The sequence below is a fragment of the uncultured Paraglaciecola sp. genome (genome assembly GCF_913058035.1).
GTDB lineage: Bacteria > Pseudomonadota > Gammaproteobacteria > Enterobacterales > Alteromonadaceae > Paraglaciecola.
Genome location: NZ_CAJXPA010000142.1, coordinates 1 through 11,522 on the forward strand (window position 1 = coordinate 1; position 11,522 = coordinate 11,522).

General features: G+C 38.4%; 7 protein-coding genes. 4 read left to right on the forward strand and 3 right to left on the reverse strand.

Annotation, left to right across the window (positions count from 1 at the left end):
* The first annotated feature begins 202 nt into the window (after nt 1-202).
* The 4 genes from QZ562_RS15920 to QZ562_RS15935 all read left to right on the forward strand — a co-directional run bounded on the left by QZ562_RS15920 (nt 203) and on the right by QZ562_RS15935 (nt 5,875).
* The gene (locus QZ562_RS15920) at nt 203-982 is read left to right on the forward strand and encodes an SDR family oxidoreductase (RefSeq protein WP_293762184.1); all 780 of its coding nucleotides are present in this window, start codon (nt 203-205) and stop codon (nt 980-982) included.
* Nucleotides 983-1,269: 287 nt separating this feature from the next.
* Nucleotides 1,270-2,097, forward strand: coding sequence for an enoyl-CoA hydratase-related protein (locus QZ562_RS15925; RefSeq protein ID WP_293762186.1), 828 nt, complete (start codon nt 1,270-1,272; stop codon nt 2,095-2,097).
* Nucleotides 2,098-3,068: 971 nt separating this feature from the next.
* Nucleotides 3,069-4,946: a GNAT family N-acetyltransferase gene (locus QZ562_RS15930; protein WP_293762189.1), complete on the forward strand. Its 1,878-nt coding sequence runs from the start codon at nt 3,069-3,071 to the stop codon at nt 4,944-4,946.
* Nucleotides 4,947-4,951: 5 nt separating this feature from the next.
* Nucleotides 4,952-5,875 carry a histone deacetylase family protein gene (locus QZ562_RS15935; protein ID WP_293762192.1) on the forward strand — a complete coding sequence of 308 codons (924 nt, stop codon included), beginning with the start codon at nt 4,952-4,954 and terminating at the stop codon, nt 5,873-5,875.
* Nucleotides 5,876-6,353: 478 nt separating this feature from the next.
* On the opposite strand, the gene QZ562_RS15940 is transcribed toward QZ562_RS15935, so the two are convergent.
* The 3 genes from QZ562_RS15940 to QZ562_RS15950 form a co-directional block, all read right to left on the reverse strand.
* Entirely contained in the window at nt 6,354-7,877 is a 1,524-nt protein-coding gene (locus tag QZ562_RS15940; protein WP_293762195.1) for a SpoVR family protein, read from the reverse strand.
* Complete coding sequence (locus QZ562_RS15945) at nt 7,870-9,159, reverse strand: YeaH/YhbH family protein (protein WP_293762197.1); 1,290 nt, start codon at nt 9,157-9,159, stop codon at nt 7,870-7,872. The genes QZ562_RS15940 and QZ562_RS15945 overlap by 8 nt, the downstream gene beginning before the upstream one ends.
* 146 nt (nt 9,160-9,305) lie before the next feature.
* Entirely contained in the window at nt 9,306-11,228 is a 1,923-nt protein-coding gene (locus QZ562_RS15950) for a PrkA family serine protein kinase (RefSeq protein WP_293762200.1), read from the reverse strand.
* Between the last annotated feature and the right edge of the window lie 294 nt (nt 11,229-11,522).

The window sequence follows — 11,522 nt, forward strand, 5'->3', positions numbered from 1 at the left end:
ATATTATATCGCTTGTATAAGTTTGGCTCTCATTTGATGTTAGTAGGTAGCGCACTGGTATCTGGCCTTGAATGAGTTAATATTTTGTAAACTGAAATTTATGATTATTTGCAATCACCTTGCAAAGAAAATTTTGAGTGTGATTTTCATTATGTACTTTATAAAAGTCCAAAATAACTTTTAAAAATATGGGAGAAATCTTTTGGAACTAAAGGACAAGATTATTGTGATCACTGGTGCCGGCAGCGGTATTGGTCGAGCTTTAGCTATTCGTTTTCACGCAGAAGGCGCTAAAAAGATTGTTGTTGTCGATATAAACCTAAATAACGCTCAAGACACGGCAGTCATGGTTAATGGCATTGCCATGATAGCTGATGTTGCCAAAGAAAATGATATATCTCGGGTGATAGAAGAAACCGAAACCAACGTTGGTGCCATCGACCTATTTTGCTCTAATGCTGGTGTGGCTATAGGTGAAAATATCGATTCCCCGAATAGCGAATGGCAAGCGAGCTGGGATATCAATGTTATGTCTCATGTCTATGCTGCCCGTCATTTGTTACCACGGATGGTAGCTAGGGGTGGTGGTTATTTTTTAAATACTTCGTCTGCTGCCGGTTTACTCAATCAGATTGGTGGTGCTGCTTATGGTGTCACCAAACACGCCGCAGTTGGCTTTGGTGAGTGGTTAGCTATTCATCATAAGCATGAGGGAATTAAGGTTTCTATGCTTTGTCCTCAGGCAGTGCGCACACCCATGACTGCAGTCGATAATGATGCTATCGCAGCTGCTGCGAGTGATGGCATGATAGAACCAGAAGAGCTTGCCAATTGTGTTGTTGAAGAACTGCGTAAGGAGAGTTTCCTGATATTACCTCATGCCATTGTGTTGGAATATATGCGCAACAAATCAACAAACTATAATCGCTGGATTGGCGGTATGAATAAACTTATGCGCCACATTATGGGGGTCAGTAAATAAGGTTTGTTTATGATAAGTATAAAGCAGGTTTTGAAGTCAGTGTCACAACAGAATAAATTAACAATAGTTAAAATGTTATGAACGTCTCTATATTAAAATCACTAGAGCTGCATGGTGGCGGTAAATAAGCAAAACTTTGTGTTTCCTTCACCAGCTGTGACTCGGTTGTTGCAACACGTGAAGTGAAAAAGACGATGAATGCAGCCAGCAACTAGGCAGTTTTAAGAATCATAGATATGTGTATAAATTATTTAATATAAGATCAGTTAAAAGGTAAATGAATTAAAATGAGTTTTTCATCCCAGGTACTAAGTATCGAAAAGCAGGGGCAGGTCGGAATAGTCTGGTTAGACCGTGAAGCCAAATATAATGCACTGTCGACACAATTATGGTCAGCCATTCCAGACGCCCTTAACATTCTGTGCGAAGACGACGATATAGGTGCAATAATTCTTGCTGGTCGTGGTAAACACTTCTGCGCTGGTATTGACCTAGTAGAAGATGGTCTAAGCGATCATAAAAACGCCAAAGCCCGTTCCAAAGCCGAAGCCAATATTCAGCAGCTAGCTAATACTCAGAAGTTTCAGTCAGCTATTACTGCCTTAGCTGACTGTGCATTGCCAGTCATCGCAGTCGTACAGGGCTTTTGTTTAGGTGCTGGTGTGGATTTGATTACCGCCTGTGACATTCGCATAGCCAGTGCATGTTCTGTATTTAGTGTACGTGAAACACGATTGGGTTTGGTTGCTGATGTGGGTACCTTGCAGCGCCTTCCTAAGATACTTAATGCAGGTCATGTTGCAGAGCTAGTTTACACAGGCAAAGATATCAAAGCCAACCGAGCCGAGAAGATTGGTTTGGTAAACGATGTTTATGAATCAGCTGAAGCTACCATGGCTGCAGGTATTGTCATCGCCAATGAAATCGCTGGAAACTCACCGATGGCAGTTCGCGGAACTAAGTTTATTTTGCGTAAGTCAGAGAATATGACCGACGAGCAAAGCTTAATGCTGAATGGTATGTTTACTATGATGACTAGTTTGCAGTCAAATGATTTGCAAGAAGGTATAAAGGCATTTTCAGAACGAAGAGCGCCTAAATTTACAGGTAGCTAAACTAAGTTTGTTGGTGATTTATCAGGTTCTTAGAAAAGTAAAAAGCTTTTTGTTTTCTTGATACGTCAAATGAATGTTAGTCCTCTAATGCTTCCTTGTGAAAGTTAACTCGATACAATAATTATCATAATATTACGCTCAGTTGTGATCATAGCCTTGATTATGTGTTTTAAAATAAGGCAATAAAAGTGTTCTGTCTTTTTAATCTTTTTAGTAACGTCGACTTTAGATTTTACCGCTCAAGCGCACTAACAATGGCAACAATACTTGATGCAAGTGTGGATGAATTTGTTATCCAGTCAGCTAGGACAGTTCTTAACACGTCATTTGTTAATGAGGTATTAAAACGACAGTTAAGTCATGACTTCTAGAAGTCTATACAATTGGAGGAGCTAGGAGTTTGTTGACTAGAACAGGACATTGAGATTTTTACGAAAATATTCAAATACCTTGGTTTTTTTGGTCTTCGCACACCAAACAATATCGAAGTTGCGATGGTTGACCCCAAAGAATCAGCTGAAACAGGAGTTTGGTCTTGACAGCAAACTGTAACATCAAGAGCTTAATTACAGCGTGCACGACTCTATTATGTGGCAGTTTGTAGATGAAAATGGAGTCTTCATTCGCAGCTATCCGTAACAACTGATTTGCATAAATAATCTAACAGGACACAACGAGACACACATTGAAAATATCCATTTCCTAAAATATCGGCTGCAACATAAAGATCGGGATTCGTTTCATTATTCAAAACAAGACCTGCGTAATATTCAATACTCGGAGGCTTAGATGGAACAAAAATAAAAACTGTTTTCGACACCTCGATACATCAGTTAACAATGATATGCATCTCAGATTCAGCCTCAGACTAAAAGCGACATTAAATTATAAGCTTGGGATCTATATTAAATTTAAATGTAAGTAATAGTGATAAAGTAAAAGAAATTCAAATACTCAGTAGGCTGTTTTGCATGCAACTCATAAAATCACAATTCAGCAATAAAATTGATTGGCATAGCCTTTTAAATTCAGGTAACCGGGTTTTCATTGGTTCAAATGCAGCGGTACCTAATGCGTTAATCGATAGTCTTATTGAGGATGGTAAGGGCTTAAACGATATCGAAGTTACTCATATAAGTACATTATCAGACAACAAATGGGCTTTGCCTGAGTATGCTTCAAGATTTAAAATTAATACTTTTTTTATTCATGGCAAGCTTATTCGAAAAGCAGTGGAAGAAGGCCGCGCAGATTACACACCTTGTTTTTTATCTGAAGTGTCTAGCTTGTTCACCGAAGATATATTACCTCTCGACGCAGCTCTAATTATGGTCTCACCACCGGACGAACTAGGCTTTTGTTCATTAGGTGTATCGGTAGATGTGGTGATGTCGGCAGCACGAGCGGCAAAGCACATTATTGCACAAGTTAATCCTCTCATGCCGAGAACGTGTGGACATTCTTTTCTACATATTAGTGAATTTAGTGCGTGTATTAAACATCAACAAATTTTGCCTGAAGTCGCCATACCTGAAACGACAAAAATAATCGATCGAATTGGTCAATATGTGGCAATGTTAGTTGAAGATGGCGCTACATTACAATTAGGTATTGGTAAAATTCCTAATGCAGTAACACGGTATTTGCAGCATCATAAAAATTTAGGTGTTCATTCGGAAATGATTAGCGACGGCATAGTCGATTTAATTCAGCATGGTATTGTGAATAATAGGTACAAAACCTTCCATCCAGGTAAAACGGTAGTCAGCTTTTGCTTCGGAACTCAAAAATTATATGATTTTGTTGATATGAACCCACATGTAGAATTTTATCCTTCTTCTTATGTGAATAAACCCGCTAATATTGCTAAAAATGACAATATGGTAGCAATCAATAGCGCACTAGAAGTCGACTTAAGTGGGCAGGTGGTGTCGGACTCAATCGGGAATCATTTTTATAGTGGGATAGGGGGACAAGTAGATTTTGTAACCGGGGCGTCTAAAAGTAAAAACGGAAAACCTATTATTGCTTTACCTTCAACAGCGAGAAACGGAGAAGTGTCGCGCATAGTTGCAACCCTAACTGAAGGTTCTGGCGTAGTAACATCGCGCGGTAATGTACACTATGTTGTCACTGAGTTTGGTATAGCAAGTTTACAGGGCAAAAGTGTGCGCGAGCGGGCGCTTGAATTAATCCGTGTGGCGCATCCTAAATTTAGAGATGAACTACTGGCGCAAATTAGAAAAAAATATTGGGTCCCTGATTATCAGACAAAAACGCCAACCGATATTTCTGAATTAGGTGATATGCAGCTTTTACGTTTAGATATGAATAAGAAGTTTTATTTGCGACCTCTCAACCCCTCTGACGAGCGTCGTTTGCAAGAGTTTTTTTATTCACACACTAAAGAAACAATTAAGATGCGTTATAACTATTCGCCAGGACCAATGACGCGGGAAAAATCGTGTGATTTGGTTAGCGTTGATCAAAGTAAAGATGTGGCATTGACCATTGTGCATCAAGAAGGGTCAAAAGTACGAATAGAGGCAGTGGGACGTTATTATTTCATTCCTCAACCAAATTCGTGTGAAGTGGCGTTTGTGACACGAGAGACAAATCAGGGTCAAGGCATGGCTAAGCGACTGCTGCAAACTATGATAGATATTGCCAAAAAGCGTTGCCTTGAAACAATGTTTGCGTTGGTAAGAAGTAATAATAAAGCGATGATTTCAGTATTTGAGCAATTTGGTTTTGTGCGTTCTGCTAATTCTGACTTACAGGAAATTGAATTAATTAAATACTTAAATGCTGATGATAAGTCGATTAAAACCGACCTCACAAAAGGATAATTAAAATGACAGTGACTATTGTAGGTAGCCCTCATTGCGATTTACACGACATGGGCGACGAGCATCCTGAACAGCCTGCACGGATGTACAAAATTAATGATCAAATAATTGCGTCTGGCCTTGATTATGTGTTGCACTTTGCCGATGCCAATCCTGCAAAACTGTCGTCATTAGAACTTGCACATGACAAAGCATTTGTTAAGAGCATATTTGATCGAGCACCATCATTAGGTGGCGAAAAAATTTGGTTAGACGATGACACCATTATGATGGATAAAAGTTTAAACGCTGCCTTACATGCCGCAGGCGCAGTTACTGATGCTGTCGATCTGGTGCTAGAAGATAAATCAAAAAGTGCGTTTTGTTCAGTGCGACCACCGGGTCATCACGCTGGGCGCGCAAGTTCATCTGGATTTTGTATATTCAATAATATTGCTGTAGGTGCAATGCATGCTCTCGAAGTGCATGGTTTAGATCGTGTCGCCATTATCGATTTTGATGTTCATCACGGTAACGGTACCCAAAACATTGTCGAAGGCGATAAACGTGTTCTATTTTGTTCATCCTTTCAACACCCGTTTTATCCCTTTAGTGGTGCTGAACCCTGCAGAAAAGGTATTGTTAATGTTCCTCTTCCAGCCGGCACAACGGGCAGCGAGTATCGTGATCTGATAAAAAATTGGTTTAAAGCAGTAGACGAATTTAAACCTCAACTTATCTTTATATCCGCTGGTTTTGACGGCCATACTGAGGATGAACTCGGACAATTGCGTTTAGTCGAAAAGGACTACATATGGATAACAGAGCAAATTAAAGCGCTTGCTGATAAATACTGCGAAGGCAAAATAGTATCTGTGTTAGAGGGGGGTTATGCATTAAATGCTCTTGCTCGTAGTGTTGTAGCACATGTGAAGGTGTTGGCTAACTAGCTCATTACTGTAACTGACATTAATTCGGGCATCAAAATTTACTTTGATAATTAATTAAGAAGCTAACAACCTTTCGGTTTTTTTGACTTAGGCCTAAATTAATTAAACAATCTCCAGGAATAGTCTTAATGTTAATCAGAACGATATCGCTTTAAGATTTTTTTAAACGATCAAACTACCTGAAACAAAAAAAATCAAGACTTTATACTGGTTTGCAGCAGCAGGGTAATATTTATACGTTAATACGATGGGAGTATTCATATCCCTCGTAAATTGTGTTGAAGCGAGCAGATCGAGCATTTAACATATTCTGGGCTGCTTAAATATTAGACACAAGGAAACTGTTGATAGTATTCGTCAAGCCACCAATTAAGAATTACACCAAGCTATGCTCATTTTCTGTTTATATTAAAAATCTTAAACTGACTAGTTACGCCTTAGCCTTTTAATTAAAATTAGGTTCCATAATATTGAGGGTTTATTCCGACTTTACCTTGTTAAGTGGCGGGCAATGAAATTCTTTAGTCGTTTCATTCTCATCGACACTGTAAAGATGAACATCGAAGCCCCAAAGTCGATGAACATGTTTAAGGACGCTTTCCGTGTTATTCGCCAAAGGAATGCGCTGATTAGGGACATGTCGAAGCGTTAAAGAACGGTCTCCCCTTAAATCCACATCCCAAACTTGAATATTTGGTTCCTGCATACTCAAATTATACTGTAATGATAGTTGCTCCCGTACATATCGATAACCATCTTCATCGTGTATACCAGTTATCTTATAATGCTCTGCTTGATCGTCATCTTTAATCGAGAAAAACTTGAGATCTCGAATAACTTTTGGGGAAAGATATTGAAGTATGAAACTCTCATCTTTAAAATTTCGCATGGCGAAGTCTAATGTTACTAGCCAGTCTGAGCCTGCGATGTCTGGGAACCATTGCCTATCTTCATCCGTTGGTGACTCACATATGCGGCGTAAGTCCTGAAACATTGAAAAGCCTAAGGCATATGGATTGATACCACTAAACCATTTACTGTCAAAGGGCGGCTGATATACAACCGCTGTATGCGATGTTAAAAACTCGATAATAAAGCCTTCATCCACCTGTTTTCTATCATAAAGTGTATTCATAATAGTGAAGTGCCAAAAGGTAGCCCATCCTTCATTCATTACTTGTGTTTGGCGTTGAGGATAAAAATACTGAGCTATTTTGCGTACAATGCGAATAACCTCACGTTGCCACGGCTCCAGAAGTGGCGAATTTTTCTCAAAGAAATAAAGTAAATTCTCTTGAGGTTCATCTGGAAACTTTGTGTGAATAACGTCATGTTCATTATCTAGATTTAAAGGTATTGTTCGCCAGAGTTCATTAACTTGCTGTTGCATGAACATCTCACGTTCCACTTGGCGTTTTGACTCCTCTTCTGCTGAGATGTTTGGAGGGCGTTTATAACGATCTACGCCGTATTTCATGAGTGCATGGCAGGAATCTAAAATCTTTTCCACTTCATCAATCCCATGCCGTTCTTCACATTTTGAAATATAGTTCTTAGCGAACAGTAAATAATCAATAATTGCGCTAGCGTCTGTCCACGTTTTAAATAAATAATTCCCTTTAAAAAAAGAATTGTGCCCATAGCCCGCATGGGCAATTACTAAGGCTTGCATCATCATGGTGTTTTCTTCCATAAGATAAGCGATGCAAGGGTCGGAGTTAATCACGATTTCATATGCCAGCCCCATCTGGCCTCGTTTGTAGTTTTGTTGGCTATTCAAAAATTGTTTGCCAAATGACCAGTGACTGTAGCCCAAAGGCATACCGACAGATGAGTATGCATCTAACATTTGTTCCGAACTTATGATTTCAATCTGATTTTGATACGTATCCAGATTGTATTCTTTAGCGATTTTGGCAATGGCTTCATCGTACTTCTCGATTAGTTCAAAGGACCATTCAGATCCACTGGAAATATAGTTGTGTTTGAATTGCTTACTCATGATGACTGTCCTTACGAGTGAATAATTCTCTGAAAACGGGATAAATTTCACTTTCATCACTGATATTTTGTATCGCAAAGTTATCTGGAAACTCAGGGCTTAGGGATTCATACTCATGCCATAAGCTTTGGTGCTCTAATTTTGTTATTTCTATGTAGGCGAAATATTGAATTTGCGGCAAAATATCTTCACGCAATACTTTTAAGCACAACGGTGAGTCATCATTCCAATTATCACCATCTGAAGCTTGGGCGGCATAAATATTCCAATCCGCTGCAGGGTAGCGTTGCTTAATAATGTCATTCATAAGCTTCAAAGCGCTTGAAACAATTGTACCGCCCGTTTCTCGGGAATAAAAAAACTCTTCTTCATCTACTTCTTTTGCACTGGTGTGGTGACGGATGAATATCACATCAATTTTTTTATAATTCCTTTTTAAAAATAAATATAGCAGGATATAAAAACGTTTTGCGATGTCCTTGTGCATTTTGCTCATTGAGCCTGATACATCCATCAAACAAAACATCACAGCGCTGGTACTTGGAAGTGCTATTTTCACGTGTTGATTGAATTTAAGATCAACATCATCAATCCAAGGGATTTTTTTGATACGTGTTTTGAACTTTTCGATTTTAAGTTTTAATGTACGTATTTCTGTTGTGTAATCTTCAGTTGAAGATTCAAGTTCCATTAATTTGAGTGCAAGTTTTTTAATGCTTTCACGCTTTTTTCCTGTGAGCGCCAAGCGTCTGCCGTAAGCTTTTTGTAAGGAGCGTACAACATTAATTTTTGCAGGGTTTCCTTGATTAGAATAACCCGCTCGTTGATATTTAAACGATGTGGTATCTTTTAATTGTTTTTTTACTAGGTTAGGCAATTCTAGATCCTCAAACATGCAGTCAAGAAATTCTTCTTGTGATATTTGAAATACAAACTCATCAACGCCTTCACCTGAATCACTTGCTTCGCCCTGTCCTGAGCCTTGTTCGCCTTTCCCTTTGGATGGTTTAGCGACTTGGTCACCAGTAGTAAAATCTTTATTTCCAGGATTAACTGTTTCACGTAAACCGCCCTGACCGGATCGAAAAGTAGGCTCGTCTAAATCTTTACTGGGAATACTGATATTATCACCACGGTCAATGTCGGTGATGCTTCGTTTACTCACAGCATCAGACACTGCCTTTTTAATATGTTGGCGGTAACGTCGAAGAAAGCGCTCACGGTTGACGGCGCTTTTATTTTTGCCGTTAAGTCGACGATCAATAATATGGGTTAAGCCCATTAATATCTCCTAGGTTATAGACCTTAAGTTATCGAGCTTCTTTTAAACAGGCTGCGCGCATGCATAAACCATTGTTGGAAGACTTAGATAATGCCTATGGTCACATCCACTTTATAAGCTCTATAATCCCCTCAATTGATTGACTATTATTGAGACTTTCGAACCCGCAAATACCATTCTGCAAGTAATCTAACCTGTTTTTCAGTGTATCCGCGATCAATCATGCGCTCTACAAACTGCTCATGCTTATTTTTGTCTTCTTGTGAGTTTTTGGGGTTGAATGAAATAACGGGTAGCAAGTCTTCGGTCATTGAAAACATTTTCTTTTCAATGACGGCACGTAGTTTTTCATAACTTTGCCATGAAGGATTTTTGCCATTATTGTTGGCGCGGGCTCTTAACATAAAATTAACAATTTCATTTCGAAAATCTTTAGGGTTACTAATACCTGCTGGTTTTTCAGTTTTCTCAAGCTCTTCATTTATTACTGCTCGATTAAATATTTCTCCTGTTTCAGGGTCTCGATAGTCTTGATCTTGTATCCAAAAATCAGCATAAGTCACATATCGGTCAAAAATATTTTGACCGTATTCAGAATAAGATTCCAAATAGGCTGTTTGAATTTCTTTGCCAATAAACTCAACATAATGAGGTGCTAGAAACTCTTTAATAAAACGTAAGTATTGTTCAGCCGTTTCTTGTGCAAATTGCTCTTGTTCAATTTGTTTTTCGAGAACGTAGAGTAAATGAACTGGATTCGCAGCGATTTCGGAGGTGTCAAAGTTAAACACTCGAGAAAGGATTTTGAAGGCAAAACGGGTTGAAAGACCAGACATTCCCTCATTGACACCGGCATTGTCTTTGTATTCTTGCATCGACTTAGCCTTTGGGTCGGTATCTTTAATATTTTGGCCATCATATACTTTCATTTTTGAGTCAATATTAGAATTCTCTGGTTCATTTAGTCGAGACAGAACTGAGAATTGGGCAAGCATTTTTAGAGTATCTGGTGCACAGGGAGATTGATTCAATGAACTATTTTCAAGTAGTTTTTTATAAATATGTATTTCTTCAGTCACTTTTAAGCAGTAAGGAACCTTTACGATCGAAATTCGATCTAAAAAAGCTTCATTGTTTTTATTGTTACGAAAGGTTTGCCATTCAGATTCATTTGAGTGCGCTAAAATAATGCCCTCAAAGGGAATAGCGCTCATGCCCTCCGTAGAATTATAATTACCTTCTTGCGTTGCTGTTAACAAAGGATGAAGTACTTTGATTGGCGCCTTGAACATCTCTACGAATTCCAGCATGCCTTGGTTAGCTAAGCATAAACCGCCGCTAAAACTGTAGGCATCTGGGTCATCTTGAGAAAAATCCTCAAGCATCCGAATATTTATTTTACCTACTAAGGCAGAAATATCCTGGTTGTTTTCGTCCCCTGGTTCAGTTTTAGCGATAGCTGTTTGGTCTAAAATAGATGGCCATAGTTTTACGACTTTAAATTTTCTGATATCACCACCGTATTCATGCAAGCGTTTTACTGCCCAAGGTGACATGATTGAACCTAAATAACGTGCGTCGATACCGTAATCTTCTTTGAGCAAAGAAGCGTCTTCTTTTATATCAAACAACGATAGTGGCTTATCATTCACTGGTGAACCTTTAATCGCGTAAAAAGGCACTTTTTGCATTAGTTCTTTTAGTTTTTCAGCAAGGGATGATTTACCGCCACCAACAGGACCAAGTAAATAGATAATTTGTTTCTTTTCTTCTAAACCTTGAGCTGCATGTTTGAAAAATGAGACTATTTCTTCAATGCATTCTTCCATTCCATAAAAATCACTAAACTTTTCGTAGCGTTTAATAACTTTATTTGAAAATATACGGCTTAAACGCGGATCTTTGGAGGTGTCTACAAATTCGGGTTCGCCAATAGCGATTAATAACCTTTCTGCGGCGGATGCGTATGCGTTAGAGTCGTTCTTACAAATTTCAAGATATTCTTCTAGTGTGTACTCTTCTTGTTTTCTGAGTTCATACCGGGTTTGAAACTGGCTAAAAATATTCATGACGTCCCCTAAAAAGGTGATGTAGTGTTTATTGATGGCTCCTTAGATGGTGTTTCTATTCCATTTCTTAACGTATTAATGCTTTTGAGACCTTTATATTGTTTAACACTAAAATTTTATCGTGTTGATATAAAAGATATACATCAAGTGTAGTTTAATCAGACGTATTAACCTGTTTTTTGTTTCAAAATAAATCAATTTTTAACACAGATTTTAACAATATACCCACCGCAAGCATGCTGTTCGGCTTTAAACATTTGACTTAATTACAGTGAATTTTTATGTAATTAAAAT

What these genes read in the sequence shown, in the direction of transcription:
- QZ562_RS15950 (WP_293762200.1), bottom strand. Translation starts at nt 11,228, where the DNA reads ATGAATATTTTTAGCCAGTTTCAAACCCGGTATGAACTCAGAAAACAA.
- QZ562_RS15935 (WP_293762192.1), top strand. Translation starts at nt 4,952, where the DNA reads ATGACAGTGACTATTGTAGGTAGCCCTCATTGCGATTTACACGACATG.
- QZ562_RS15930 (WP_293762189.1), top strand. Translation starts at nt 3,069, where the DNA reads ATGCAACTCATAAAATCACAATTCAGCAATAAAATTGATTGGCATAGC.
- QZ562_RS15925 (WP_293762186.1), top strand. Translation starts at nt 1,270, where the DNA reads ATGAGTTTTTCATCCCAGGTACTAAGTATCGAAAAGCAGGGGCAGGTC.
- QZ562_RS15940 (WP_293762195.1), bottom strand. Translation starts at nt 7,877, where the DNA reads ATGAGTAAGCAATTCAAACACAACTATATTTCCAGTGGATCTGAATGG.
- QZ562_RS15945 (WP_293762197.1), bottom strand. Translation starts at nt 9,159, where the DNA reads ATGGGCTTAACCCATATTATTGATCGTCGACTTAACGGCAAAAATAAA.